Genomic DNA, 26,806 nt, shown 5'->3' with positions numbered 1-26,806 from the left:
GGTATGCCCGTATGACATAGGCATGACGAAGGCTTGCGTCCACCGCCGCCGCCTTCATATCCCGTGCGTTCATCGTCAAGCCCGGGATGCCACACCCGCCAGCTTCGTCATGGCACCTCGGTGCGCCCCATCAGGCCGGAGATATCTCGCGCGGCGAGATCGAGAATATGGCGCGAGCAGGCCTCCGCGCGCGCACCATCCCGCAAACGCAGCGCATCGACCAGCGCCCGATGCACGCCGAGCGCTTCGTCATGACGCTCCGTCGCCCGGTTGGAGGCGTGCAACGCGTAGGAAAGGGCAGCGTGGATGATCGAGGACAACTGGTGGAAAACCTGGTTGTGACTCGCTTTCAGCAGCGTCTCGTGGAAACGTGTATCGGCGGCGGTGAAGGCTTCTAGGTCGCCTTCGGCATAGCTCATGTCGTCACAGGCGCACTCGAGGTCGGCAATCTCCTGCGCCGTCGCGCGGGCGGCCGCGAGGAAGGCGGCAGCCGGCTCGACGGTGCGTCGTGCTTCGAGGATGGAGCCGAGAAGCTCGGCCGAGAGCACGTCCGGGCCCATCCATTCCAGGATTTGCGCGTCGAGCACGTTCCACTCCGAACGGTCGCAGACCAGCGTGCCGACCCTCGGCCGGCCTCGCACGAGCCCCTTCGTCTCCAGCACCTTCAGCGATTCACGGATGACGGTGCGGCTGACGCCATAGCTTTCGCACAGGTCGCTTTCCCGCGGCAGAGCCCCGCCGGGCGGAAAACGCCCGCCGCAGATATCGCCCCCGATCGCCGCGGTCACGTTATGACGCACCCGGGGTCGGCGCGATGACGGCCGATGCGCCTGCCTTGCGAGCTTCTCCGCCACGTTGCCCCCACCAGTTCAATCATTGATCATACAAATCGGAAGCAATCATACGACAAATTGACGGCCAGGGCCATTACCACCTGTTGCGGAGCACAGGCAATTCGCAATATTGACTTTTGCTGACAAAGTGCATAATGCGCCGACCTCAACAGCAGGAGCCGCCATGCTCGCCGACATCCCCCCCGTGCTCGTCCTCAACCCGAAAGACAATGTCGGGGTCGTTCCTGCCAATGTCGACGCCGGCCGCATGCTGGTGAACGGCGTTTCCGCCATCGAGCGCATACCGCGCGGACACAAGGTGGCAATCGCACCGATCGCGGAAAACGAACCGGTGCGGAAATACGGCCAGATCATCGGATATGCGACACGGGCAATCCGCCCCGGAGAACACGTTCACCTGCAGAACCTTGCCATTCTCGACGTGGCGCTGAAACACGAATTCTGCGTCGACAATGCGCTCCCGGCAATGGTGCCGGCGGCTGAGCGTCGCACGTTCGATGGCTACGATCGCGGCAACGGCCGCATCGGCACGCGCAACTACATCGGCATCCTCTCGACCGTGAACTGTTCCGCCACGGTCTCGCGCTATGTGGCGGAGCATTATGCCCGCAAGTTCCGCGAGACCGGCCATGACAATATCGACGGCGTGGTGGCGCTGACCTATGGCGGCGGCTGCGCGCTGAACCTCAAGTCCGAGGGCGGACGCATTCTCACCCGCACCTTCAAGGGCTATGCGCGCAACCCGAACTTCGGCGGCATCCTGATGATCGGCCTCGGCTGCGAGACCTTTCAGTACGGCCCGCTGGTCGAGGAGGCCGGGCTGGAGGAGGGGAAAACCTTCCGCACCATGATGATCCAGAACCAGGGTGGCACGCGCAAGACGATCGAGGCGGCTTGCGAGATGATCGACGACATGCTGCCGGATGTCGGCCGCATCCGCCGCACGCCACAGCCCTTGTCGGGCATCAAGCTGGCCCTCGAATGCGGCGGGTCGGACGGCTATTCCGGCATCTCCGCCAATCCGGCCCTCGGCATCGCCTCGGATCTCCTGGTCAAGGAGGGTGCGACGACGGTGCTGTCGGAAACGCCGGAAATCTATGGCGCGGAACATCTCTTGACCCGCCGCGCCGCCCGGCCTGAAGTGGCGGAAAAACTGCTGGCCCGCATCGACTGGTGGCGAGACTACACGGCAAAGAACGACGCCGAACTCAACAACAACCCCTCGCACGGCAACAAGGCCGGCGGCCTCACCACCATTCTGGAAAAATCGCTCGGCGCGGTCGCCAAGGGCGGCTCGATGCCGCTCAACGCCGTCTATGAATATGCCGAGGAGGTGACGGAGCCGGGCTTCGTCTTCATGGACACGCCCGGCTACGACCCGGCGGCCGTGACCGGCCAGATCGCCGGCGGCTGCAATCTTGTCGCGTTCACCACCGGTCGCGGCTCGGTCTCCGGCTACAAGCCGGCGCCGTGCATCAAGATCGCCACCAACACGCCGATGTACGAACACATCAAGGAGGACATGGATATCAATTGCGGCACGATCGTCGACGGCACTGAGACGATCGAGGAGGCCGGCCGCCGCATCTTCGAATTCGTCATCGAAACCGCCTCCGGCCGCAAGACGGCGAGCGAAGCGTTCGACTACGGCGACAACGAATTCGTGCCCTGGCAGGTCGGCGCGATCACCTGACCGTCAGAGGTGCATGACGATGTTGACGAGTGTGCCCGCAGGATCGCGCACGAAGAACCGTCGCACACCCCAAGGCTCGTCCGCCGGTCCGTATTCGACGATGTAACCGCCCTCAAGGACCGCTGCATAGACGGCATCGAGATCGTCCACCTCGACCGAAAGACCCGGCACCGGCGTGCCGGAACCGCCCTCGGAGGCAAAGCTCACCTGTAATGGCATACGATCCTGCGTGCCGTAGGTGACGATCCAGCCGTGGTCCATCAGCAGCTCCAGCCCGAGTATCCCGCGATAAAAAGCGGCCACGCCCGCCGGATCGGCCGTTTCGATATTCGCGACGATGCGCCTGACCGTCATCCTTTCCTCCTCACCGAGCGACGGGCGTCGCGTAGGCAGGCATGTCCGGCCGGTGCGCCGCACGCAGCTCCGCGACGCGGCCGATCACCTTGGGCAGCGAGACCGTGATGTGATGGCGGAGCGTTTCGGCCGCACGCGCCCTGTCGTCGACGTCGAGCGCACGGAACACCGCAAGATGCTCCGCTATGAAGGGCTCGTCGGCCGGCATCCGGTGCGAAACGCCGATAATGTGCTTGCTGACATTCAGCATGAAACGGGCACGGCGCAGCGCGATCAGCAATTCGCGGTTCGGGCAATAGCCAAGGCAGGTGATGTGCAGGTCGGTCTCAAGGCCGTCCATCGCTTCGACGGAGAGATCCGGATAGACGGCCAGCGCCTCTTCCAGTCGCTGCGTCATCGCACCGCGCTCCGCGGGCGGGATGAAGGGCGCAGCCTGGCTCAGCGCCAGCGGCTCCAGCGCGACGCGGATATCGTGCAGGTCGCGCATGCGTTGCTCGTCGAGCGGCACCAGCGTCCAGCGCATGCGCTCGTCTTTTTCCGTGATGCCGAGTGCTTCCAGCCGGGTCAGCGCATCACGCGCGACCTGCCGGCCGACGCCGCGCGCACGGGCCAGCTCCACCTCGTTGATGCGGTGGCGGCCGAAGACGGACAGATGCACCATCTCGCGCTCCAGGCTCTCGTAGATCGCCTCCCAGGCCGGTGCCTTGCGCAAGGCCGGCGCCTCCTCGTCGAGGCCGAGCATCTCGGCGGTCAGCACCGCCCGCTTCGGCCCGCCGCGCCCCTGCCCCACCAGAAAACCGCGCCCATCGAACCGCCGGATCTGCCCCGCCGCCTCCAGAAGCGCGAAAGCCTGGCGCACCGGCGTACGGGTGGAGGCGAAGAGGGTCGCGACCGGCCCTTCAAGCAGCAGGGCGCCCTTCGGCAGCCGCCCGGAAGCAATCGCCTCGGCAAGCACCTCGCGGATACGCAGATAGAGCGGGCTCTTGTCGAGCGCCCCTTCGGCGCTTTCCACACCCGTTTCCGCCAAAGCCTGCCCCGTGCCGATCATGGCGCGGACCATCGCATGAATGTACCGTGCCGACAACGGTCATGTCTGCCATGACTCCCGGCAAGGAAATTGCGTCGCACCGGCGAAAAATCTCCATTCCTTTCGTGACGCGCGGGGCATTTTGCGCTAGGGAACCCTGCTGAGGCTCGCAATGCGGCCCGAAAAAGCCCATATGTCAGCCGCGTCCACTCGAGGAATTGACCATGCCCGCATATCGCTCCCGAACCACCACCCACGGCCGCAACATGGCCGGTGCCCGCGGCCTCTGGCGCGCAACCGGCATGAAGGATTCGGACTTCGGCAAGCCGATTATCGCGGTGGTGAACTCCTTTACCCAATTCGTGCCCGGCCACGTCCATCTGAAGGACCTCGGCCAGCTCGTCGCGCGCGAAATCGAGAAGGCTGGCGGCGTCGCCAAGGAATTCAACACGATCGCCGTCGACGACGGCATCGCCATGGGCCATGACGGCATGCTCTATTCGCTGCCGTCGCGCGAGATCATCGCCGACTCGGTCGAATACATGGTCAACGCGCATTGCGCCGACGCCATGGTCTGCATCTCCAACTGCGACAAGATCACGCCCGGCATGCTGAATGCCGCGATGCGCCTCAACATCCCCGCGGTCTTCGTCTCCGGCGGCCCGATGGAGGCCGGCAAGGTCGTGCTGCACGGCAAGACCCACGCGCTCGACCTCGTCGACGCCATGGTCGCCGCCGCCGACGACACGATTTCCGACGAGGACGTCAAGGTCATCGAGCGCTCCGCCTGCCCGACCTGCGGCTCCTGCTCCGGCATGTTCACGGCCAATTCGATGAACTGTCTGACCGAAGCCCTCGGCCTGTCACTGCCGGGTAACGGCTCCACGCTCGCGACCCATGCCGACCGCAAGCGCCTCTTCGTCGAGGCGGGCCACCTGATCGTCGACCTCGCCCGCCGCTACTACGAGCAGGAAGACGAGAGCATCCTGCCGCGCTCGGTCGCCAACAAGAAAGCGTTCGAGAACGCCATGTCGCTCGACGTTGCCATGGGCGGCTCGACCAATACCGTGCTGCACATTCTGGCGGCCGCCTATGAAGGCGGCATCGACTTCGACCTCGACGACATCGACGCACTGTCGCGTCGCGTCCCATGCCTCTCCAAGGTCGCGCCCGCCAAGCAGGACGTGCACATGGAAGACGTGCACCGCGCCGGCGGCATCATGCGCATCCTCGGCGAGCTCGACCGCGGCGGTCTCATCCATCGCGACACGCCGACCGTGCATTCCGAAACCCTCGGTCACGCCATCGACCGCTGGGACATCACCCGCACCAGCAGCGAGACTGTGCGCACCTTCTTCCGCGCCGCACCGGGCGGCATCCCGACGCAGGTCGCCTTCAGCCAGGAAGCACGCTGGGACGAACTCGACACCGACGGGGAAACGGGTGTCATCCGCTCCGTCGAGCATCCCTTCTCCAAGGATGGCGGCCTTGCCGTCCTCTCCGGTAATATCGCGCTCGACGGCTGCATCGTGAAGACCGCCGGCGTCGATGAATCGATCCTGAAATTCTCCGGCCCGGCTGTCGTCTTCGAAAGCCAGGATGCAGCCGTCAAGGGCATTCTCAGCGGCGAGGTGAAGGCCGGCGACGTCGTCGTCATCCGCTATGAGGGCCCGAAGGGCGGCCCGGGCATGCAGGAAATGCTCTATCCGACGAGCTACCTGAAGTCGAAGGGTCTTGGAAAGGCCTGCGCGCTGATCACCGACGGCCGCTTCTCCGGCGGCACGTCCGGCCTTTCGATCGGCCATGCCTCGCCCGAGGCCGCCCAGGGCGGCGCGATCGGCCTCGTGCGCCAGGGCGATCTCATCGAGATCGACATCCCCAACCGCACGATCAACCTTGCGGTCCCGGAAGAAGAACTCGCCGCCCGCCGTACCGAACAGGACAAGCTCGGCTGGAAGCCGGCCGCGCCGCGCAAGCGCAATGTCACGACGGCGCTCAAGGCCTATGCCGCCTTCGCCGCCAGCGCCGACAAGGGCGCCGTGCGCATCCTGCCGGAATAAGCTTCGACCGGGCGCGAACATCCTGTTTCGCGCCCGGCTGTTTGCTCAGAGGTGGCGCGTCTCGGCCGGCGTATTCCACCAGGCATTGTTGCGGCCGTCAAAATACTGGATCGGCAGCGCTGCCAGTTCGCTGTCCTCGATACCATCGAGGCAGGCGACATTGATCGAGACATACTCCCCGCCGATCGCTTCGACATAACCGTGGCCGAAGGACGAGACGCCGCAGGTCTTGCAGAAGCGGTGGTGGCCGCTCATCGTGCCGAACTGGTAGTCGGAAAGGTCAGCCTCGTCGCATTGCAGGCGAAAGGCATCCGGCTTGATCTGGGCACCCCAATAGCGCTTCTTCGAGCAGATCGAGCAATTGCAGCGGCCCGTCCCCGCGGAGAGGTCAATATCGGCCTCATAGCGGATTTTTCCGCAATGGCAGCTTCCCTTGTAGGTCTTCAACATCACGTTCTCCTCGCTTGCACCGACCCGACTAAAATGACAACATGCTGTCAAAACCACCTTCGCAAAATGACAGCATGTTGTCAATATGAGCTCTGACCGCACTCCCGCCGGCGATGCCTTCGCCACCTTTGCCATCTCGGTCCTGCGCCTCGCCGGGCATTTGCAGACGGCGGGCGACGCGCTGGCCAAACCCGCCGGCCAGACCAGCGCCCGCTGGCAGGTGCTCGCCGCCGCCGCCCATGCGCCCATGTCCGTCGCCGATGCCGGCCGGGCGCTTGGCATGACGCGGCAAGGCGTTCAGCGCGTCGCCGATCTCCTCGAGAAGGACGGCCTCGTCGCCTATGCCGAGAACCCCGCCCACCAGCGCGCCAAGCTGATGGTGCTGACGGATGACGGCGTGGCGGCGCTGACGGCCATAAGGGCGCGGCAGGCAGTTTGGGCCAATGCGCTCGGCGACCTGCTCGGCGAAAAAGACATTCAGGCGGCAACCAGAACCATCGCCGCAGCGTTACAGGCCGTCGAGAAGCAGACCGTGCCCGACGACTGAGACCGGGCGTCGCTTTGACACGGTCGAATAATGTTGATATCAACTTATTTGTCGAAAGCCCGTGAAAGAGGAGTTCCGAGCATGAGACCGCACCACGAGATCGTATCCGAAAATGAATGGCTGGCAGCGCGAAAGGCGTTGCTGGTGCTGGAGAAGGAGGAGACAAAGCTGCGCGACAAGGTGCGCGCCGAACGCCTCTCGCTTCCCTGGGTCAAAGTCGAGAAGATCTATACTTTTGAGACACCCGATGGCCGCAAGACCCTGGCCGACCTGTTCGATGGCCGCAGCCAGCTCATCGTCTACCACTTCATGTATGGTCCTGATTGGGAGGCCGGCTGTCCCGGCTGTTCCTTCATGGCCGACCATATCGACGGCATGCTGCCGCATCTCAACAACCACGACGTCACGATGATCGCCGTCTCCCGCGCACCGCTCGAAAAACTCACCGCCTACAGGAAGCGCATGAATTGGACATTCCCGTGGGTTTCCGCCTTTGGCAGCGACTTCAACTTCGACTACCATGTCTCCTTCACCAAGGAGGAGCTGGCGAGCGGCAAGGTCATGTACAATTACCGCGAGACGAACGCCGCCGATGCGCATGACGAGCTTCCCGGCCTCAGCGCCTTTTTCAAGGACGAGGGCGGCACCGTCTACCACACCTATTCCGACTATGCCCGTGGCGGCGAGGAGGCGCTCGGCACCTTGATGATCCTCGACCGTGCGCCAAAGGGCCGAAACGAGACCGGCACGCTCAGCTTCGTCAAGCGCAAGGATGAGTATGCGGATGCGCCCAAAGCGCGATCCTGCTGCGACTGAGTCCGTCCATCAAGAAAATGGAGAACCGCATGCACAAGGATTATGGCACATTCTGCTGGTACGAATTGATGACGCCCGACGTGCCCGCCGCCGAGCGGTTCTACGCCTCGGTCGTCGGCTGGTCGACGCGCGATTCCGGCATGGAGGGCATGAACTACACCCTCGCCTATGCCGGTGAAACACAGGTGGCCGGGCTGATGGAACTGCCCAAGGAAGCCGAGGGCATGCCGCCGATGTGGATGGGCTACATCTTCACCGACACGCTCGAGGAGACCCTTGGCGACATCGAGAGGAATGGCGGAAAAACCCACCGCCAGCCGCAGGATATTCCCGGCGTCGGCCGCTTTGCCGTCGTCGCCGATCCGCACGGCGCCGTCTTCTCGCTCTTCTCCACCGAGGACGAAAGCCCCGACCGGCCGGAAATGATGACGCCCGGCCATATCGGCTGGAACGAGCTGATGGCCGGCGAACTCGACGGCGCCTGGGACTTCTATTCGAAAACCTTCGGCTGGACGAAGGACATGGCCGTCGACATGTCGGATGCCGGCATGGGCACCTACCAGACCTTTGCCGTGCGCGGCGGCAATGCCATCGGCGGCATGATGACCAACCCGCCCGGCACGCCCATGCCGCCTTTCTGGAGCTATTACTTCGTGGTCGAAGGCCTCGACGCGGCCGGAAAACGCGTGACGGACGGCGGCGGCCAGGTGGTTATGGGGCCGATGGAAGTGCCCGGCGGCGCCTGGATCCTCAACTGTGTCGATCCGCAGGGCGCATATTTCTCGCTCGTCGCGACGAGCCGGTGAGCCTCGACTGCGCGGGGCGGCCCAGCCGCCCTGCCTTTCCACAGCCTTCATGAAACAGTCATGGAGCCGTCATGACGAGACGGTATGAATAAACCGTCAGAACCGGACAGGCTCCGGCTGCAGGATGCGCCTTCTGACCGCCGACGCCGGCATGATCTGTAGCTGCGTATCTTTTTCAGAAATCATCCCATGCGTCTTTCCATCAAGCTTTCGCTTGCAGCCCTGCTGCTGGCTGTTATCGCCATTTCCGCGACCAGCATCGCAAGCCTCACGCTGAGCGCCAGCCAATCGACCGCGGCCGCCATGACAAAACTCGAAACGTTGGCCGACGGACGGCGCAACGAGCTGGCGCAATATCTGCAATCGGTCGTCAAGGAGACGCGCGATCTTGCCGGCCAGAAGGTGATCGCCAAGGCGCTCGACGATTTTTCCGGCGCACTAGGCGCCATCGAGGGCGACCGCACGGGTGAGCTGCAACGCCGTTACGGCGGCAAGGCCGACCTGAAATCCGCCGAGGTCGATAAATTCGACCAGTTGCACGGCCGCTACCACGGCTTCTTCCAGCGCAACGCCGAGGCACAGGGTTTTGACGACATGCTGCTGGTCAACCTCAGCGGCGACGTCGTCTATTCACTGAAGAAACACGGCGATTTCGGCGGCAATGTCTTGAGCGGCGCAACGCTCAAGGACACCGGCCTCGCCAGGGTTTTCGCGGAGGCGGCACCAGGTACGGACACGGCCATCGTGTCCTTCGGGGATTTCGAGGCCTACGCCCCCGCCGGCCGCGCCATGGCCTTCCTCGCCGCACCCGTCTCCTCCGTCGCCGGCAAGATCGGCGTACTCGTCGTCGCACTGCCGAGCGAGCGCATCACTGCCAGGCTGAACAATCCGGTCGGCCTTGGCGAAACCGGCGAGGCCATGCTGCTGAACGCCGAAGGCACCCTCCTCACCCGCCCCGCGCATGGGGCTGATGCCGACATATTCGCCATGCGCATCGCACCGGACCTGCTGACTGCCGCGGACGGTACTGATATCGCCAAGGCGACCCTTCCCGATCATCGCGGCCGCGAGGCAAAACTTGCCGCCGCGCGCTTCGATTTCCTCGGCCACACCTGGACGGTCGCCGCCGTCATGGCCTCCAGCGAGGTTTTCGCCGGCCTCAATCGCCTCATCAACTGGACCCTGCTGATCTCGCTCGGCGTGCTCCTCGTCACCGCCGCCGTCGGCTTCCTCTTCGCCAGCCGCCTCTCGCGCCCGATCACCGCCCTCGTCTCCGACATGGGGCGCCTTGCCGCCGGCGACACCACCATCGCCTGCAACGGCCAGGAGCGTCGCGACGAAATCGGCGACATGGCCCGCTCCGTCGTCGTCTTCCGCGACGCGGCAATCGAAAAGGAACGTCTGCAACGGGAAACGGCGACGATGCGCGAAGACGCCGAAAGCGAACGTGCCGCCCGCGATGCCGCCAAAGCGGCCGAGGACGCAGAGACGGAAGCCGCCGTCCAGCACCTTGCCGAAGCGCTGCAACACCTCGCAAGCGGCGACCTCACCCGGCAGATCGACACGCCCTTCATTGCCGCGCTCGATCGCATCCGCACGGACTACAACGTCTCCGTCGAACGCCTCGCCGAAGCCATGACGACGGTGCGCATCAACACCCACCGCATCCGCGACGATTCCGGCGAAATGCAGGAGGCACTCGTGCAGCTTTCCAGCCGCACCGAGCGCCAGGCCGCCTCGCTCGGCGAGGCCGCGACGGCGCTTGCCGAGATGACCCAGGCCGTGCAATCGGCCGCCGAGCGCACGACGGTCGCCGAGCGCCTCGCCTCCGATACCAAGAAAAGCTCCGCCGCTTCCGAACAGGTCGTCGACAATGTCGTCGGCGCCATCGGCAAGATCGAGACCTCCTCGCGCGAAATCGGCAACATCATCGGCGTCATCGACGATATCGCCTTCCAGACCAACCTTCTGGCGTTGAATGCCGGCGTCGAGGCCGCGCGGGCCGGGGAGGCCGGCAAGGGTTTCGCCGTCGTCGCCCAGGAGGTGCGCGAACTTGCCCAGCGCACGGCAAGCGCCGCGCGCGAGGTGAAGGCGCTGATCACCAAGTCCGCCGGCGAGGTGGCGCGCGGGGCGGGCCTCGTGCGCGAGACCGGCAGCGTGCTGCGCGATATTGCCGGCAAGGTCCATGCCATCGACGCCGAGATCAAGGAAATCGCCCGGGCCGCGCGCGACCAGTCCGCCGGCATCCACGAGATCAACACGACGATCCGCCAGCTCGATACGGTCACGCAGCAGAACGCCGCGATGGTCGAGGAAAGCAGCGCCGTCACGCACCGTCTTTCGGACGAGTCGGCGATGCTCGCCCGTCTCGTCGGCCAGTTCGAAATCCCGCATGAGGCACCGGCGGCGCGCCCCATGCTCCGGCGCATCGCGTAATCCTTTGAAAGCGCGCGGCGATCGCGCTTGCAATCTTTCTTCGCATTGCACAAACTCCCCTCGATGACGGCAGAAGACCGTCCGAGGGGATCAAAGCGCGCATGTCGATCAAGGCCGGTATCTACCACCTCACCCACTATATCTACGACAAGCCGGTCCGCCTTGGACCCCAGATCATCCGGCTGAAGCCGGCGGCGCATTCCAGAACCAAGGTCATCAGCCACTCGCTGAAGGTTTCGCCGGAAAACCATTTCGTAAACCTCCAGCAGGATCCCTACAGCAACTACCTCGCCCGCTACGTCTTCCCCGATCCGGTGACGGAGCTGAAGATCGAGGTCGATCTCATTGCCGACATGACGGTCTACAATCCCTTCGACTTCTTCGTGGAGGAGGAGGCCGAACACTGGCCCTTCGATTATCCGGAGGACCTCAGCGAAGACCTGAATATCTATCGCACGCCCGAGCCGCTGACCCCGGCGCTCGAAGACTTCCTGAAGACGATCGACCGCTCGCGCCAGCGCACCGTCGACATGGTTGTCGGCCTCAATGCGCGGCTGCAGCAGGAGATCGGCTACGTCATCCGCATGGAGCCCGGCGTGCAGGCGCCGGAGGAGACGCTGACGGTTGCCCGCGGTTCCTGCCGCGATTCGAGCTGGCTGCTGGTGCAGATCCTGCGCAACCTCGGTTTTGCCGCCCGCTTCGTCTCCGGCTACCTCATCCAGCTCACACCGGACCTGAAGGCGCTCGACGGCCCCTCGGGCACCGACGTCGATTTCACGGACCTGCATGCCTGGTGCGAGGTCTATCTACCCGGCGCCGGCTGGATCGGTCTCGACCCGACCTCCGGTCTCCTCACCGGCGAAAGCCACATCCCGCTCGCCGCCACGCCACACTACCGCAACGCCGCGCCGATATCCGGCGGCTATTTCGGCGAGGCGAACACCGAATTCGACTTCGCCATGACGGTGAAGCGCGTCGCCGAGCACCCGCGCATTACAAAGCCGTTTTCCGACGAGAGCTGGGACGCGCTGAACGCGCTCGGCCGCGAGGTCGATAGCGTGCTCACCGCCAATGACGTGCGCCTCACCATGGGCGGCGAGCCGACCTTCGTCTCCATCGACGATTTCGAATCCGACGAATGGAACACCGCCGCCGTCGGCCCGACCAAGCGCGAGAAGGCCGACACGCTGATCCGCCGGCTGCGCGAAAAATTCGCGCCCGGCGGCTTCCTGCATTACGGCCAGGGCAAGTGGTATCCCGGCGAAAGCCTGCCGCGCTGGACCTTTTCGCTTTACTGGCGGCGCGACGGCAAGCCGATCTGGCAAAACCCCGATCTCATCGCCGAAGAGGGCAGCGATGCGGACGTCGGCGAGGCCGATGCCAGGGCCGTGCTCACCGGCATTGCCGAGGAGCTCGGCGTCGAGCCCGACATGGTGCAGCCGGCCTACGAGGACCCCGCCGAGTGGATCATCAAGGAAGGCAATCTTCCCGAAAATGTCGATCCGTCGAACTCCAAGCTGGAAGATCCGGAAGAGCGCAGCCGTATCGCCCGCGTCTTCGAGCGCGGCCTCACCACGCCGACCGGCCATATCCTGCCGATCCAGGCCTGGAACGCCCGCGCCACCGGCCGGCGCTGGATCAGCGAAAAATGGCGCACGCGCCGCGGCAGGATCTTTCTCGTTCCCGGCGACAGCCCCGTCGGCTACCGCCTGCCCCTCGGCGCCCTGCCCTACCTCTCTCCTTCCAGCTATCCCTATATCAACCCGGCCGATCCCTCCGAGGACAAGCCGCCGCTGCCGGATTTTTCCAAACCCGGCCGCGCCATGGCCGAGGCCTCGTTCCAGGCGAGCGAAACCGGCCAGGACCGCATCGAGCAGGTGCGCAGCGAAATCGTCGGCGCGGTGCGCACGGCGATGAGCGTCGAGGCACGCGACGGCCGGCTCTCGATCTTCATGCCGCCGGTCGAACGGGTCGAGGACTATCTCGACCTCGTGACGGCCGCCGAGCGCGCGGCGGAGCGGCTCGGCCTGCCCGTGCATATCGAAGGCTACGCGCCGCCGCAGGACGAGCGCCTGAACGTCGTCCGCGTCGCGCCGGACCCTGGCGTGATCGAAGTCAACATCCACCCCGCCACCGACTGGCAGGATTGCGTCGACATCACCAGCGCCGTCTACGAGGAGGCACGCCAATCCCGCCTCGGCGCCGACAAGTTCATGATCGACGGCCGCCACACCGGCACGGGCGGCGGCAACCATGTGGTCGTCGGCGGCAGGAGCCCGAACGACAGCCCGTTCCTGCGTCGCCCGGACCTGCTGAAAAGCCTCGTGCTGCACTGGCAACGCCACCCCGCGCTCTCCTACCTGTTTTCCGGCCTGTTCATCGGCCCGACCAGCCAGGCCCCGCGCATCGACGAGGCCCGGCACGATTCGCTCTACGAACTGGAGATCGCGCTTTCCCAGGTGCCTGCCCCCGGCGAAGGCGCGCCGCCGCTGCCCTGGCTGGTCGACCGGCTGTTCCGCAACCTCCTGACCGACGTCACCGGCAATACACACCGCTCGGAAATCTGCATCGACAAGCTGTTCTCGCCAGATGGACCGACCGGCCGCCTCGGCCTCGTCGAGTTCCGCGGCTTCGAAATGCCGCCGAACGCCCGCATGAGCCTTGCCCAGCAATTGCTGATCCGTGCCCTCATCGCCCGCTTCTGGCTGACCCCGGCGAAAGGAAGTTTCGTGCGTTGGGGCACCACGCTGCACGACCGTTTCATGCTGCCGCATTTTGTCTGGCAGGATTTTCTCGATGTGCTCGCCGACCTCAAGGCGAACGGCTTCGACCTTCGCCCCGAATGGTTTTCCGCCCAGCTCGAATTCCGCTTCCCCTTCTGCGGCGAGGTCGAATACGAGGGCGCGAAGCTGGAGGTGCGCCAGGCGCTCGAACCCTGGCATGTCATGGGCGAACAGGGCGCGATCGGCGGCACGGTGCGCTATGTCGATTCCTCCGTGGAACGTTTGCAGGTCAGGCTGGAGACGACCAATCCGGAGCGCTACACCGTCGCCTGCAACGGCCGGCCGGTTCCACTGAAGGCGACCGGCACGAAGGGCGTTTCCGTCGCGGGCGTGCGCTACAAGGCCTGGCAGCCGGCCTCGGGCCTGCATCCTGTGCTGCCCGTCAATACACCGCTTACTTTCGACATTTATGATACATGGTCGCGGCGCGCGATCGGAGGCTGCATTTACCACGTTGCCCATCCGGGTGGACGCAACTATGACACCTTTCCGGTCAACGGCAACGAGGCCGAGGCGCGCCGGCTGGCGCGGTTCGAGCCCTGGGGGCACAGAGCTGGCGGTTATACGCTGTGGCCGGAAACCCCGCCGGCGGATTTCCCGCTGACGCTGGATTTGCGCCGGCCCGCCGGTATCTAGTGTTTAGCCTCCTCCAGGAGTGAATGGATTGAAGACCACGAGTATGGGGGCGGAACGCAGGGCGGCCAGTGCGGCGAAAGAGCCGGCTCACGCCTATGCCCCACTTCCCGAGGTGGCCGACGAGATGGTCGACACCGACGGCAAGGTGCGCCCCGTCTGGCGGCATTTCCTGAATGCGCTCGGCCGCATGGACGAGGCCGACCTTGCCGGCCGCTTCGCCCGCGCCGACCGGTATCTGCGCGATGCCGGCGTCTTCTACCGCGCCTACGGCAAGGAGGCGAACACCGACCGTGCCTGGCCGCTCTCGCACATTCCCGTGCTGATCGATGAAGCGGAGTGGGAAAACCTCTCCCGCGGCCTCATCCAGCGCGCCGAACTGCTGGAGGCCGTCGTCGCCGATATCTACGGCAAGAACGAGCTTGTCGCGAGCGGCCTCCTGCCTCCTGCCCTCGTCGCCTCCAACAGCGAGTTCCTGCGCCCGCTCGTCGGCGTGCATCCTGCCGGCCAGCATTTCCTGCACTTCGTCTCCTTCGAGATCGGCCGCGGGCCTGACGGCAACTGGTGGGTGCTGTCCGACCGCACGCAGGCTCCCTCCGGCGCCGGTTTTGCGCTGGAAAACCGCGTGGCAACCACCCGCGCCTTCTCCGATGTCTACGCGGAGACCCACGCCCATCGCCTCGCTGGCTTCTTCGGCGCCTTCCGCAACACGCTGCAGGCCAACAAATCGGCCGAGGACCGCATCGCCGTCCTGACGCCGGGCCTTGCCAACGAGACCTATTTCGAACACGCCTATATCGCCCGCTATCTCGGCTTCATGCTGCTGGAGGGCGAGGACCTGACGGTCGTCGGCGGCAAGGTCATGGTGCGCACCGTCGCCGGCCTGAAACCGATCGGCGTGCTGTGGCGGCGGCTTGACGCCTCCTTCGCCGATCCGCTGGAGCTGAACCAGAACTCCCATATCGGCACGCCCGGCATGGTCGAGGCGCTGCGCTCCGGCTCCGTCACCTTCGTCAACGCGCTCGGCACCGGCATCGTCGAGACGCGCGCCTTCCTCGCGTTCCTCCCGAACATCTGTCGGCAACTGCTCGGCGAGGACCAGCTCCTTCCCTCCGTTGCGACCTGGTGGTGCGGCCAGAAGAGCGAGCGCGAACATGTCGCGGCTCATATCGAGCGCATGGTCATCGGACCGGCCTATTCCACGCGGCCGTTCTTCGACGACAACGAACAATCCGTGCTCGGCTCGACGCTGCGCGACACCGCGAAACAATCGATCGCCGAATGGCTGGCCTCCGACGGTGCCAAACTGGTCGGTCAAGAGGCCGTGACGCTCTCCACCACGCCGGCTTTCGTCGAGGGGAAACTCGTGCCGCGGCCGATGTCGCTGCGCGTCTTCGCCGCCCGCACGCGCGACGGCTGGCAGATCATGCCCGGCGGTTTCGCCCGCATCGGCGCCGGCGACAATGTCTCGGCCATCGCCATGCAGGAGGGCGGTTCGGCGGCGGACGTCTGGATCGTCAGCCCGAAACCCGTCGAGCGCACGTCGCTGCTGCCCGCCGAAGAGGTTTTTACCCGCAACATGCCCGGCAGCCTGCCGAGCCGCGCGGCCGACAACCTCTTCTGGCTCGGCCGCTACATCGAGCGAGCGGAAGGGGCGCTGCGCATCCTGCGCGCCTGGCACGGCCGCTACGCCGAATATGCCAATCCGGAACAACCGCTGCTGAAGGACGTCAGCGACTATCTCGAAGCGCTCGACATCGATACGTCGGAGGCCGTGCCGACGAGCCTCATCCGCAACATCGACAGCGCCGTCTTCTCCGCCAGCAACATCCGCGACCGTTTCTCACCGGATGGCTGGCTGGCGCTGAACGACCTTTCCAAGACGGCGCGCCGCTTCCACGTCAACGTGCAGGCCGGCGACGACGCGACGCGCGCCATGACCGTGCTGTTGCGAAAGCTCGCAGGCTTCGCCGGTCTCGTGCATGAAAACATGTACCGCTTTACCGGCTGGCGTTTCCTCTCCATCGGCCGCTATCTCGAACGCGGCCTGCACATGACGCGCCTGCTCGGCCACATGTCCGGTGAAGACGCGCCCGACGGCGCGCTCGACATGCTCCTGGAGATCGGCGACAGCGTCATGACCCACCGCCGTCGCTACAATGTCGCGACCGCTCGCCTGACGGTCACCGACCTGCTCGCGCTCGACCCGCTCAACCCGCGCTCGATCCTCTACCAGCTCAACGAGATCAAGAACGAAGTTGAGCAACTGCCGAACGCCTATGCCAACGGTCAGATGTCGCCCTTCTACCGCGAGGCGATGCGCCTGCATGCGGGCCTGGCGGTGATGACGCCGGAAACCATGACGGATGCGGTGTACAAGCGTTTCGAGGCGGAACTCGAAAAGCTGTCCGACATTCTTGCGAAGACCTATCTGAGCTGAGCGAGGGGGAGGCGCCGAAACCATGCTCTACGACGTCAACCTCCATATCAGCTACCTCTACGACACGCCGGTTTCCGGCGGCCGGCATATCGTGCGAGTGCTGCCGCTGTCGATCGGCGGGCGCCAGCGGCTGGTCGCCGGCACGGTGGGCGTAACACCCGGCCCCGGCGAACGGGTCGACCACAACGACTTCTTCGACAACCCGATGAGCGCCATCCTCTTTCGCAATGCGCATGAGCGGCTGGATATCCGCATGCAGGCGCGCGTGCATGTCGACGTGCCGGAACCGGCCGCCGACTTTTCCCCACGCGTTGCCGACCTGCCGGAGGATATCGCCAACTACTGGTCGCTCGATGCCGGCTCGCCGCACCACTATACCGGCCCGAGCCCGCGGCTGAAGGATTGCCCCGAGATTGCCGAATACGCCCGTTCGATCGTCAAACCCGACATGACGATCCGCGCCATCGCCACGGCCGTCTGCGCGCGCATCCACAAGGATTTCACCTACGATCCGAAGGCGACCAACGTCGACACCACCCCGCGCGAGGCCTTCAAGCTGAAGCGCGGCGTCTGCCAGGACTTCACCCATGTGATGATCGTGGCGCTCCGCAGCCTCGGCATTCCCGCCGGCTATGTCAGCGGGTTCCTGCGCACCATCCCCCCGCCAGGCAAGGAGCGGCTGGAGGGGGCGGATGCCATGCATGCCTGGGTGCGCTACTGGTGCGGCCGGGTGAACGGCTGGATGGAGCTCGACCCGACCAACAACATCCCCGCCGGGACCGATCACATCGTCGTCGGCTACGGCCGCGACTATGCCGACGTCGCCCCGGTCATCGGCGTGCTCAAGGGCTACGGCCAGCACAAGACGAGCCAGGCGGTCGACGTCATTCCGGTGCGGCAGACGGCGTAAATCCCGTTTGGAAACAATCGGAAAGGCCGGATTTTCAAGGTCTGTGCAATTTTACGAAAACTATACCACGCGCCCGAACCGTTAAATAACACTTCGCTGCTAGCTTCCCCCCACATTATGAAGATGGTGGGTGAGTTCTCATGACGAAGAATACGGAAAGAAAGACCTGGGTCTCCCGCCTTCTGCGGGACCGCGGCGGTAATTTCGGAATGATGACGGCGCTCGTCTTCCCGGTCATGCTGGCCGCCGGTGGCGTCGCCATCGACCTGACCACCATGGTCATGAAGAAAGCCGAATTGCAGGACGCCGCCGACGCGGCCGCCCTCGCGGCGGCCTCCGCACTGGCCAACGACGGCAAGAGCATCTCCGAGGCGAAGGTCATCGCGATGAGCTTCCTGAAGACACAGATGAGCGGCTCGACCAAAGAGGAAGAGGAAAAGGCCAAGACGGAAGGGACGAGCGGTTCGGACGGCAACGAAAATGGCGTGGAAGAATACGATTTCGATGCCTCGACCGTCGTCGAGATCATCGAAACGGCGCTGGTCGGCAACGGCAAATCGTTCAAAGTGAACGTCTCGACAAGCTACGAGATGAAGTTCAACCCCTTCACGCGGCTTCTCGGCCAGACGAAGACCACGATGAACGCCGCAAGCTCGGCGGAAAGCGCGACGGAATCGAAGAACGCCCTCTCGATGTTCCTCGTGCTCGACAAATCCGGCTCGATGGCCTGGATCACCAACGAGAAGGACGCAGCGGTAAAGTCCTGCATCAACTGGACGGAATCGAACTGGGGCAACACCAAGACCAAGGCGACGAGCCCGTGCTACGTTTCCAAGATGGCCGCGCTGAAGCTCGCTGTGGCAAGCCTTTTCACCCAGTTCAAGGCGGCCGACCCGACAGACACCTTCGTGCGCACAGGCACCATCGCCTATGATTCGGTGAGCTATACACCAAGTGCGCTGGCCTGGGGCTTCACAAGCTCGCTGGACTACGTCAACAAGCTCGACGCCAATGGCGGCACGGCCTCCGGCGCAGCCATGAAGACGGCTTACAACAGGCTGAAGGAAGCGTCCGAAAACACCGCTCACAGGGATAAGAACGGCCAGGTTCCGACCAAATACATCGTTCTCATGACGGATGGCGACAACAACAACACGGCCGACGACACGAGCACGAAGGCAACCTGCACCTCGGCCAAGAATGATGGCATGGAGGTCTACACCGTTGCCTTCATGGCACCGACCCGCGGCCAGAATCTGCTCAAGGATTGTGCATCGAGCGCTTCGCACTATTTCCAGGCCGAGAACATGGCAGCCCTCGTCGCGGCCTTCAAGGTGATCGGCGAGCGGACCTCCGCGGTGGTCTCCCGCCTGACCAAATAAGCGGCATCCCGCTATAGGAAAAAGCAAAACCCGCTGGGCTGGCCCAGCGGGTTTTTTAGCATATTCAACGTGTTTCAGGCATGTCGAAAATGCATGCGGCCTTTCTAGAAAAGCCTGTTGCAAGCGCTTCGGATAGATGCATAAATTGATTTAAACGCGACTTTCGCGAGAACGGACGCACAGAATGCGAGGGGGCAAAGTTCACCAATGATGAACCGGGTTACCAACAACGATCTCGCTCCCGCCCCCCGATCATCCGATCGCGAACAACTTGCGACCGAGCTTCTGGAGCGCCTCAAATATCGTATCGGCAAGGACCCGAAAGTGGCCAAGCCGCATGACTGGCTGACGGCGGCCATCCTCGTCGCGCGCGATCGCATCACCGACAAGTGGATGGACTCCACCCGCCGAACCTATGCAACGGGCGCAAAGCGCGTCTACTATCTATCGCTCGAATTTCTCATTGGTCGCCTGATGCGCGACGCCATGACGAATATCGGCATCATGGACGAGATGCGCCACGCGCTCGCCTCGCTCGGCGTCGATCTCGACATCATCGCCGAACTGGAGCCGGATGCTGCCCTCGGCAACGGCGGCCTCGGGCGCCTTGCCGCCTGTTTCATGGAAAGCATGGCGACGGTCGACGTGCCGGCCTATGGCTACGGCATCCGCTACGTGCACGGCCTCTTCCGCCAGCAGATGGCGGACGGCTGGCAGGTGGAGCTTCCGGAAACCTGGCTCGCCCATGGCAATCCCTGGGAGTTCGAGCGGCGCGAAAGCTCCTACGAAATCGGCTTCGGCGGCGCCGTGGAAACGATCAATATCGGCGAAGACAAGCAGCGCTTCGTCTGGAAGCCGGCCGAACGCGTCATCGCGACGGCCTATGACACGCCGGCCGTCGGCTGGCGGGCCAAGCGCGTCAACACGCTGCGCCTATGGGCCGCCAACCCGATCGACCCGATCCTGCTCGATGCGTTCAATGCCGGCGACCATATCGGCGCCCTGCGCGAGAGCAACAAGGCGGAGAGCCTGACGCGCGTCCTCTACCCGGCCGACGCCACCTCCGCCGGCCAGGAACTGCGCCTCAGGCAGGAGTTCTTCTTCTGCTCCGCCTCGCTGCAGGACATCCTGCGCCGCCACCTGCAGCAATATCCCGATTTCACGTCACTGCCGGATGCCGTGGCGATCCAGCTGAACGACACGCACCCGGCCATTTCCGTCGCCGAACTGGTGCGATTGCTCACCGACGTGCACGGCATCGAGTTCGATACGGCCTGGGATATCGCCCACCGCACCTTCTCCTACACCAACCACACGCTGCTGCCGGAAGCACTGGAAAGCTGGCCGGTGCCGCTGCTCGAGCGCCTGCTGCCACGCCATATGCAGATCGTCTACGCGATCAATGCCAAAATTCTCGTCGTGGCGCGCAAGGAAAAGGGTTTCGAGGACCAGCGCATCCGCAACATCTCGCTGATCGAGGAATCGGGCGAGCGGCGTGTGCGCATGGGCAATCTCGCCTTCGTCGGCTCGCACTCGATCAACGGCGTTTCGGCACTGCACACCGAACTGATGAAGGAAACGGTGTTCGCCGACCTGCACAAGCTCTATCCGGACCGCATCAACAACAAGACCAACGGCATCACGCCACGCCGCTGGCTGATGCAGTGTAATCCGGGGCTTTTCAACCTGATCCGCGAAGCGATCGGCGATGCCTTCATGGACGATGCCGAGGCGCTGAAGGCGCTCGACGCCTTCGCTGACAACCGAGATTTCCAGGAGCGTTTCGCCGCGATCAAGCGGGAGAACAAGAACCGCCTCGCCAATCTCGTCGGCAGCCGCATGGGCGCCAGGATCGATCCCGCCGCGATGTTCGACATCCAGATCAAGCGCATCCACGAATACAAGCGCCAGCTGCTGAACATCATCGAGGCCGTGGCGCTCTACGACCAGATCCGCTCGCACCCGGAACTCGACTGGGTTCCCCGGGTAAAACTCTTCGCCGGCAAGGCGGCGCCGAGCTACCACAACGCCAAGCTGATCATCAAGCTCGCCAACGACGTGGCGAAGGTGATCAACAACGACCCGGCGGTGCGCGGCCTGCTCAAGGTCGTCTTCGTTCCGAACTACAACGTCTCGCTCGCCGAGATCATGGTGCCGGCCGCCGATCTTTCGGAGCAGATTTCCACTGCTGGCATGGAAGCGTCTGGAACCGGCAACATGAAGTTCGCGTTGAACGGCGCGCTGACGATCGGCACGCTCGACGGAGCCAATGTCGAGATGCGCGACCATGTGGGCGAGGAGAACATCGTGATCTTCGGCATGACGGCGGAAGAGGTGGCGAAGGTCAGGGCCGAGGGGCACAATCCACGCGCCATCATCGAGCAATCGAAGGAGCTGTCGCAGGCGCTCGCCGCAATCTCCTCGGGCGTTTTCTCGCCTGATGACCGCAACCGCTTCGCCGGTCTCGTCGATGGCCTCTACAATCACGACTGGTTCATGGTCGCAGCCGATTTCGACGCCTATGCCAGAGCCCAGCGCAATGTCGATGCCATCTGGAACGACAAGGCATCCTGGTACTCCAAAACCATCCGCAACACGGCCCGCATGGGCTGGTTCTCGTCCGACCGCACCATTCGCCAATACGCCAAGGAAATCTGGAGAGCCTGATGACCGCACCGCCGAAAAAAGGCACGACGGGGGGACCGTCAGAGCTTCTGGCGAAGGCAGACATCGACGCGATCTTGGAAAGCCGGCACTGGGACCCATTCGCGGTGCTCGGCCTGCACGCGGCCGGCGACGGCCATGTCGCCCGCTGCTTCCTGCCCGGCGCCGCAGAGGTGACCGCCGAGACGCTCTCGGGCAAGGAGATCGGCGTGCTGACGCAGGTCGATCCGGCCGGCATCTTCGCCGGCGAGGTCTCCCTCAAGAAGCTTCAGCCGATCCGCTACCGCGCACGCAATGACAGCGGCGAGTGGGTGGTGGTCGATCCCTATTCCTTCGGCCCGGTGCTCGGCCCGATGGACGACTACTACATCCGCGAGGGCTCGCATCTTCGCCTCTTCGACAAGATGGGCGCTCATCCAATGACGCTCGAGGGCATCGAGGGCTTCCACTTCGCCGTCTGGGCGCCAAATGCCAAGCGGGTCTCCATTGTCGGCAACTTCAACAACTGGGACGGCCGGCGGAATGCGATGCGGCTACGCCGCGACACAGGCATCTGGGAAATCTTCCTGCCCGGCATCACCACCGGCCATGCCTACAAATACGAGATCGTCGGCATCGACGGCGAGGTCCTGCCGCTGAAGGCCGATCCTTTCGCCCGCCGCTCGGAGCTCCGCCCCGCCAACGCCTCCATGACGACAGGGCCGATCGACCAGGCCTGGGAGGACAAGGCGCACCTGGCGCACTGGGCCTCGGCGGACGCCCGCCGCCAGCCGATCTCGATCTACGAGGTGCATGCCGGTTCCTGGCAGAAGAACGACAATGGCGACTTCCTCACCTGGGACGAACTGGCGAACCGCCTGATCCCCTACTGTGTCGACATGGGCTTCACCCATATCGAGTTCCTGCCGATCTCGGAATTCCCCTTCGACCCGTCCTGGGGCTATCAGACGACCGGCCTCTACTCGCCGACCGCCCGCTTCGGCGAGCCGGAGGGTTTTGCCCGCTTCGTCAACGGCTGCCACAAGGTGGGCATCGGCGTCATCCTCGACTGGGTGCCAGCGCATTTTCCGACCGATGCGCATGGCCTTGGTCATTTCGATGGCACCGCACTCTATGAGCACGAGGATCCGCGGCAAGGTTTTCATCCGGACTGGAACACCGCGATCTACAATTTCGGCCGCGCCGAGGTCCTGTCCTACCTCATCAACAACGCGCTCTACTGGGCGGAAAAATTCCACCTCGACGGCCTGCGCGTCGATGCGGTCGCCTCGATGCTCTATCTCGACTATTCGCGCAAGCACGGCGAATGGGTGCCGAACGAATATGGCGGCAACGAGAACCTGGAGGCCGTGCGCTTCCTGCAGTCGATGAACGCCCATGTCTATGCCGCCCATCCCGGCATCCTGACCATCGCGGAGGAATCCACCTCCTGGCCGAAGGTTTCGGCGCCGGTGCACGATGGTGGCCTCGGGTTCGGCTTCAAGTGGAACATGGGCTTCATGCACGACACGCTGCAATATCTGTCGCGCGAACCGGTGCACCGCAAGTTCCACCACAATGACATGACCTTCGGCCTGCTCTATGCCTTCACGGAAAACTTCGTGCTGCCGCTCAGCCATGACGAAGTCGTGCACGGCAAGGGCTCGCTGATCGCCAAGATGGCCGGCGACGACTGGCAGAAATTCGCGAACCTGCGCGCCTATTACGGCTTCATGTGGGGTTATCCCGGCAAGAAGCTATTGTTCATGGGCCAGGAATTCGCGCAATGGCAGGAGTGGAGCGAGGCCCGCGCACTCGACTGGAACCTGCTCGAATATCCGTTGCACGAAGGCATGCGCCGGCTCGTGCGGGATCTCAACGGCACATACCGCCGCAAGGCGGCGCTGCATGCGCGCGACTGCGAAGGCGACGGCTTCGAATGGCTGATTGCCGACGACCGGGAGAACTCCGTCTTCGCCTGGCTGCGCAAGGCGCCGGGCGAGAAGCCGATCGCCATCGTCACCAACTTCACCCCCGTCTATCGCGAGAATTATGGGGTCCCGCTTCCGGTGGAGGGCCGCTGGCGGGAAATTCTCAACACCGACGCCGAAATCTACGGCGGCAGCGGCAAGGGCAACGGCGGCGCCGTACAGGCCAAGAAACAGGCAAATGGAAGAATAACAGCCACGATCACCCTGCCGCCGCTGGCGACGCTGATGCTTGAGCTGGACGCATAAATTCGACTGTCGGGAGGACACTATGGAGCAAAAGCGGATTCAACCCCTCGCCCGTGACGCGATGGCCTATGTTCTGGCGGGGGGTCGCGGCAGCCGCCTCAAGGAACTGACAGACCGGCGCGCCAAGCCCGCCGTCTATTTCGGCGGCAAGGCGCGCATCATCGATTTCGCCCTCTCCAATGCACTGAACTCCGGTATCCGCCGCATCGGCGTCGCTACCCAGTACAAGGCGCATTCGTTGATCCGTCACCTGCAGCGCGGCTGGAACTTCTTCCGCCCCGAGCGCAACGAGAGCTTCGATATCCTGCCCGCCAGCCAGCGTGTGTCCGAAACACAGTGGTACGAGGGCACCGCCGATGCCGTCTACCAGAATATCGACATCATCGAGGACTACGGCGTCGAATACATGGTCATCCTCGCCGGCGATCATATTTATAAAATGGACTACGAGCTGATGCTCCAGCAGCACGTCGATTCCGGCGCGCAGGTCACCATCGGGTGCCTGGAAGTGCCGCGCATGGAAGCAACCGGCTTCGGCGTCATGCATGTCGACGACAAGGACCAGATCATCGCCTTCGTGGAGAAGCCGGCCGATCCGCCGAGCATCCCCGGTAATCCCGACATGGCGCTCGCCTCGATGGGTATCTATGTCTTCCACACGAAGTTCCTGATGGATCTCCTGCGGCGCGACGCCGCCGACCCGACGTCGAGCCGCGATTTTGGCAAGGACATCATCCCCTACATCGTCGAGCACGGCAAAGCCGTCGCCCATCGTTTCACCGCCTCCTGCGTGCGCTCCGATTTCGAGCGCGAGGCCTATTGGCGCGACGTCGGCACGGTCGATGCCTATTGGCAGGCCAATATCGACCTCACCGACATCACCCCGGAACTCGACATCTACGACAGCTCCTGGCCGATCTGGACCTTCGCCGAGATCAAGCCGCCGGCAAAGTTCGTGCATGACGACGAGAACCGCCGCGGCTCGGCGATCTCCTCACTCGTCTCCGGCGATTGCATCATCTCCGGCTCGACGCTGCATCGCAGCCTCCTCTTCACGGGCGTGCGCGCCAATTCCTATTCCCGTCTCGAAGGCGCCGTCGTGCTGCCCAACGTCATGATCGGCCGCCATGCCAATCTCAGGAATGTCGTCATCGACAGGGGCGTCGTCATTCCGGAAGGCCTCGTCGTCGGCGAGGACCCGGTGCTCGACGCCAAGCGTTTCCGCCGGTCGGAAGGCGGCATCTGCCTCATCACCCAACCCATGATCGACAAGCTGGAGCTCTAGTCGTCCTCATGAACATCCTTTCGGTGGCATCCGAAGTATTCCCGCTGGTCAAGACGGGGGGCCTCGCCGACGTCGCCGGCGCATTGCCGATCGCACTCGCCGGGCATGGAACGCACATGCGCACGCTCATGCCCGGTTACCCCGCGGTCATGCAGCGGCTGGGAAGCGTCGAGGTGGTCGCCACCTTCGACGACCTTCTCGGCGAACCTGCGCGCATCCTCGCCACCGTGCACGAGGGCCTCGATATCCTCGTACTCGATGCCCCCGGTTTCTTCGACCGGCCAGGCGGGCCCTATACGGACGCCACGGGCAAGGATTTCGTGGACAACTGGCAGCGCTTCGCCGCCCTGTCCTTCGCAGGCGCGGAAATCGCCCGCGGCCTGTTGCCGGACTGGCGGCCGGACATCGTGCATGCCCATGACTGGCAGGCGGCAATGACGGCCGTCTACATGCGCTATACCGGCCTGCAGCACATTCCCACCATCGTCACCGTGCACAACCTCGCCTTCCAGGGCCAGTTCGGTGCCGATATCTTCCCGGGCCTCGGCCTGCCGCCGGAAGCCTTCACCGTCGACGGGCTCGAGTATTACGGCGATGTCGGCTTCCTCAAGGGCGGCCTGCGCACCGCCTGGTCGATCACCACGGTCAGCCCCACCTATGCCCACGAGATCATGACGCCGGACTATGGCATGGGGCTCGAAGGCCTGATCAATGCCCGCGCAGGCGACCTCGTCGGCATCGTCAACGGCATCGACACCACCGTCTGGAACCCCGAAACCGACAGCCAGATCGCCCGCCCCTATGCCGCCGGCTCGCTGAAACAGCGCGCGGTCAACCGGCAGGCACTGGCCGAACGGTTCAATCTCGAACAGGACGACGGCCCGATCTTCTGCGTCGTCAGCCGCCTCACCTGGCAGAAGGGCATCGACCTCATCGCCGAAATCGCCGACTGGATCGTCGATCAGGGCGGCAAGCTCGCCGTGCTCGGTTCCGGCGACCAGGGCCTCGAGGGCGCTCTGCTCGCGGCGGCCTCCCGCCATCGCGGCCGCATCGGCATCGTCATCGGCTACAACGAGCCGCTGTCGCATCTCATGCAGGCCGGCGCCGACGCGATCCTCATCCCCTCGCGCTTCGAGCCCTGCGGCCTCACCCAGCTCTATGGCCTGCGCTACGGCTGCATTCCCGTCGTCGCGCGCACCGGCGGCCTTGCCGATACCGTCATCGACGCCAACGAGGCCGCCCTTTCCGCCCGCGTCGCCACGGGCTTCCAGTTCACCCCGATCAATGCCGAGGGCCTGCGCCAGGCGCTGCGCCGTGTCTTCAAGGCCTGGCGCGAACCAAAAATCTGGGGCCGCATCCAGAACCAGGGTATGAAGTCGGACGTTTCCTGGGAAAACAGCGCCGCGCGCTATGCCGACCTCTATTCCAGCCTACTTTCGCGAGTGTAAGC

Annotated in this window: 18 protein-coding genes; 14 read left to right on the top strand and 4 right to left on the bottom strand. The window is 64.2% G+C overall.

Annotation, left to right across the window (positions count from 1 at the left end; all coding sequences use genetic code 11):
* Window positions 1–107: 107 nt before the first annotated feature.
* Window positions 108–854 carry a FadR/GntR family transcriptional regulator gene (locus tag EXZ48_RS01475; RefSeq protein ID WP_130514091.1) on the bottom strand — a complete coding sequence of 249 codons (747 nt, stop codon included), beginning with the start codon at window positions 852–854 and terminating at the stop codon, window positions 108–110.
* A 163-nt stretch (window positions 855–1,017) separates the two neighbouring features.
* Here EXZ48_RS01475 and EXZ48_RS01470 point away from each other — a divergent pair, with 163 nt between their 5' ends.
* Complete coding sequence (locus EXZ48_RS01470) at window positions 1,018–2,547, top strand: UxaA family hydrolase (RefSeq protein WP_130514090.1); 1,530 nt, start codon at window positions 1,018–1,020, stop codon at window positions 2,545–2,547.
* Window positions 2,548–2,550: 3 nt separating this feature from the next.
* On the opposite strand, the gene EXZ48_RS01465 is transcribed toward EXZ48_RS01470, so the two are convergent.
* Both EXZ48_RS01465 and EXZ48_RS01460 read right to left on the bottom strand, forming a co-directional pair.
* Complete coding sequence (locus tag EXZ48_RS01465; protein WP_023516040.1) at window positions 2,551–2,901, bottom strand: VOC family protein; 351 nt, start codon at window positions 2,899–2,901, stop codon at window positions 2,551–2,553.
* Between the two features lie 10 nt (window positions 2,902–2,911).
* Entirely contained in the window at window positions 2,912–3,985 is a 1,074-nt protein-coding gene (locus EXZ48_RS01460; protein ID WP_165909256.1) for a GntR family transcriptional regulator, read from the bottom strand.
* Between the two features lie 167 nt (window positions 3,986–4,152).
* On the opposite strand from EXZ48_RS01460, the gene ilvD reads away from it, so the two are divergent.
* On the top strand, window positions 4,153–5,988 hold the full coding sequence (gene ilvD, locus EXZ48_RS01455) for a dihydroxy-acid dehydratase (RefSeq protein ID WP_023516042.1): 1,836 nt from the start codon (window positions 4,153–4,155) through the stop codon (window positions 5,986–5,988).
* 45 nt (window positions 5,989–6,033) lie between these two features.
* Here ilvD and EXZ48_RS01450 read toward each other — a convergent pair whose 3' ends face one another.
* On the bottom strand, window positions 6,034–6,438 hold the full coding sequence (locus tag EXZ48_RS01450; RefSeq protein WP_130514088.1) for a GFA family protein: 405 nt from the start codon (window positions 6,436–6,438) through the stop codon (window positions 6,034–6,036).
* Window positions 6,439–6,523: 85 nt separating this feature from the next.
* Between EXZ48_RS01450 and EXZ48_RS01445 the strand changes: the two genes are divergently transcribed.
* The 12 genes from EXZ48_RS01445 to glgA all read left to right on the top strand — a co-directional run bounded on the left by EXZ48_RS01445 (window position 6,524) and on the right by glgA (window position 26,804).
* Window positions 6,524–6,985 (top strand): MarR family winged helix-turn-helix transcriptional regulator, encoded by a 462-nt coding sequence (locus EXZ48_RS01445; RefSeq protein ID WP_130514087.1) that lies wholly within the window; start codon window positions 6,524–6,526, stop codon window positions 6,983–6,985.
* Between the two features lie 81 nt (window positions 6,986–7,066).
* Entirely contained in the window at window positions 7,067–7,801 is a 735-nt protein-coding gene (locus tag EXZ48_RS01440; RefSeq protein WP_023512845.1) for a thioredoxin family protein, read from the top strand.
* A 29-nt stretch (window positions 7,802–7,830) separates the two neighbouring features.
* Window positions 7,831–8,607, top strand: coding sequence for a VOC family protein (locus EXZ48_RS01435; protein ID WP_023512846.1), 777 nt, complete (start codon window positions 7,831–7,833; stop codon window positions 8,605–8,607).
* 189 nt (window positions 8,608–8,796) lie between these two features.
* On the top strand, window positions 8,797–11,043 hold the full coding sequence (locus EXZ48_RS01430) for a methyl-accepting chemotaxis protein (RefSeq protein ID WP_130514086.1): 2,247 nt from the start codon (window positions 8,797–8,799) through the stop codon (window positions 11,041–11,043).
* A 101-nt stretch (window positions 11,044–11,144) separates the two neighbouring features.
* Window positions 11,145–14,462 (top strand): DUF2126 domain-containing protein, encoded by a 3,318-nt coding sequence (locus EXZ48_RS01425; RefSeq protein ID WP_130514085.1) that lies wholly within the window; start codon window positions 11,145–11,147, stop codon window positions 14,460–14,462.
* A 43-nt stretch (window positions 14,463–14,505) separates the two neighbouring features.
* On the top strand, window positions 14,506–16,899 hold the full coding sequence (locus EXZ48_RS01420; RefSeq protein ID WP_130514224.1) for a circularly permuted type 2 ATP-grasp protein: 2,394 nt from the start codon (window positions 14,506–14,508) through the stop codon (window positions 16,897–16,899).
* Window positions 16,900–16,921: 22 nt separating this feature from the next.
* Window positions 16,922–17,809, top strand: coding sequence for a transglutaminase family protein (locus EXZ48_RS01415; RefSeq protein ID WP_050743780.1), 888 nt, complete (start codon window positions 16,922–16,924; stop codon window positions 17,807–17,809).
* A gap of 140 nt (window positions 17,810–17,949) precedes the next feature.
* The gene (locus EXZ48_RS01410) at window positions 17,950–19,191 is read left to right on the top strand and encodes a TadE/TadG family type IV pilus assembly protein (RefSeq protein WP_024270890.1); all 1,242 of its coding nucleotides are present in this window, start codon (window positions 17,950–17,952) and stop codon (window positions 19,189–19,191) included.
* 207 nt (window positions 19,192–19,398) lie between these two features.
* The gene (locus tag EXZ48_RS01405; RefSeq protein WP_130514084.1) at window positions 19,399–21,858 is read left to right on the top strand and encodes a glycogen/starch/alpha-glucan phosphorylase; all 2,460 of its coding nucleotides are present in this window, start codon (window positions 19,399–19,401) and stop codon (window positions 21,856–21,858) included.
* Entirely contained in the window at window positions 21,858–24,071 is a 2,214-nt protein-coding gene (gene glgB, locus EXZ48_RS01400; RefSeq protein ID WP_023513434.1) for a 1,4-alpha-glucan branching protein GlgB, read from the top strand. The genes EXZ48_RS01405 and glgB overlap by 1 nt, the downstream gene beginning before the upstream one ends.
* A 22-nt stretch (window positions 24,072–24,093) precedes the next feature.
* On the top strand, window positions 24,094–25,356 hold the full coding sequence (gene glgC, locus EXZ48_RS01395; protein WP_024270891.1) for a glucose-1-phosphate adenylyltransferase: 1,263 nt from the start codon (window positions 24,094–24,096) through the stop codon (window positions 25,354–25,356).
* Window positions 25,357–25,364: 8 nt separating this feature from the next.
* The gene (gene glgA / locus EXZ48_RS01390; protein WP_023514814.1) at window positions 25,365–26,804 is read left to right on the top strand and encodes a glycogen synthase GlgA; all 1,440 of its coding nucleotides are present in this window, start codon (window positions 25,365–25,367) and stop codon (window positions 26,802–26,804) included.
* The last annotated feature ends 2 nt before the right edge of the window (window positions 26,805–26,806 follow it).

It is taken from the genome of Shinella sp. JR1-6 (assembly GCF_004284735.1).
Taxonomy (GTDB): domain Bacteria; phylum Pseudomonadota; class Alphaproteobacteria; order Rhizobiales; family Rhizobiaceae; genus Shinella.
The sequence above is the reverse complement of the archived record's forward strand: the minus strand, read 5'-3'. Positions and strand labels throughout refer to the sequence as shown.

Excerpts from the sequence above, each read along its gene's own strand:
- EXZ48_RS01405 (WP_130514084.1), top strand. The coding sequence starts at position 19,399 with ATGATGAACCGGGTTACCAACAACGATCTCGCTCCCGCCCCCCGATCA.
- glgB (WP_023513434.1), top strand. The coding sequence starts at position 21,858 with ATGACCGCACCGCCGAAAAAAGGCACGACGGGGGGACCGTCAGAGCTT.
- EXZ48_RS01410 (WP_024270890.1), top strand. The coding sequence starts at position 17,950 with ATGACGAAGAATACGGAAAGAAAGACCTGGGTCTCCCGCCTTCTGCGG.
- EXZ48_RS01420 (WP_130514224.1), top strand. The coding sequence starts at position 14,506 with ATGGGGGCGGAACGCAGGGCGGCCAGTGCGGCGAAAGAGCCGGCTCAC.
- EXZ48_RS01415 (WP_050743780.1), top strand. The coding sequence starts at position 16,922 with ATGCTCTACGACGTCAACCTCCATATCAGCTACCTCTACGACACGCCG.
- EXZ48_RS01470 (WP_130514090.1), top strand. The coding sequence starts at position 1,018 with ATGCTCGCCGACATCCCCCCCGTGCTCGTCCTCAACCCGAAAGACAAT.
- EXZ48_RS01430 (WP_130514086.1), top strand. The coding sequence starts at position 8,797 with ATGCGTCTTTCCATCAAGCTTTCGCTTGCAGCCCTGCTGCTGGCTGTT.
- ilvD (WP_023516042.1), top strand. The coding sequence starts at position 4,153 with ATGCCCGCATATCGCTCCCGAACCACCACCCACGGCCGCAACATGGCC.
- glgC (WP_024270891.1), top strand. The coding sequence starts at position 24,094 with ATGGAGCAAAAGCGGATTCAACCCCTCGCCCGTGACGCGATGGCCTAT.
- EXZ48_RS01425 (WP_130514085.1), top strand. The coding sequence starts at position 11,145 with ATGTCGATCAAGGCCGGTATCTACCACCTCACCCACTATATCTACGAC.
- glgA (WP_023514814.1), top strand. The coding sequence starts at position 25,365 with ATGAACATCCTTTCGGTGGCATCCGAAGTATTCCCGCTGGTCAAGACG.
- EXZ48_RS01435 (WP_023512846.1), top strand. The coding sequence starts at position 7,831 with ATGCACAAGGATTATGGCACATTCTGCTGGTACGAATTGATGACGCCC.
- EXZ48_RS01450 (WP_130514088.1), bottom strand. The coding sequence starts at position 6,438 with ATGTTGAAGACCTACAAGGGAAGCTGCCATTGCGGAAAAATCCGCTAT.
- EXZ48_RS01445 (WP_130514087.1), top strand. The coding sequence starts at position 6,524 with ATGAGCTCTGACCGCACTCCCGCCGGCGATGCCTTCGCCACCTTTGCC.
- EXZ48_RS01440 (WP_023512845.1), top strand. The coding sequence starts at position 7,067 with ATGAGACCGCACCACGAGATCGTATCCGAAAATGAATGGCTGGCAGCG.
- EXZ48_RS01465 (WP_023516040.1), bottom strand. The coding sequence starts at position 2,901 with ATGACGGTCAGGCGCATCGTCGCGAATATCGAAACGGCCGATCCGGCG.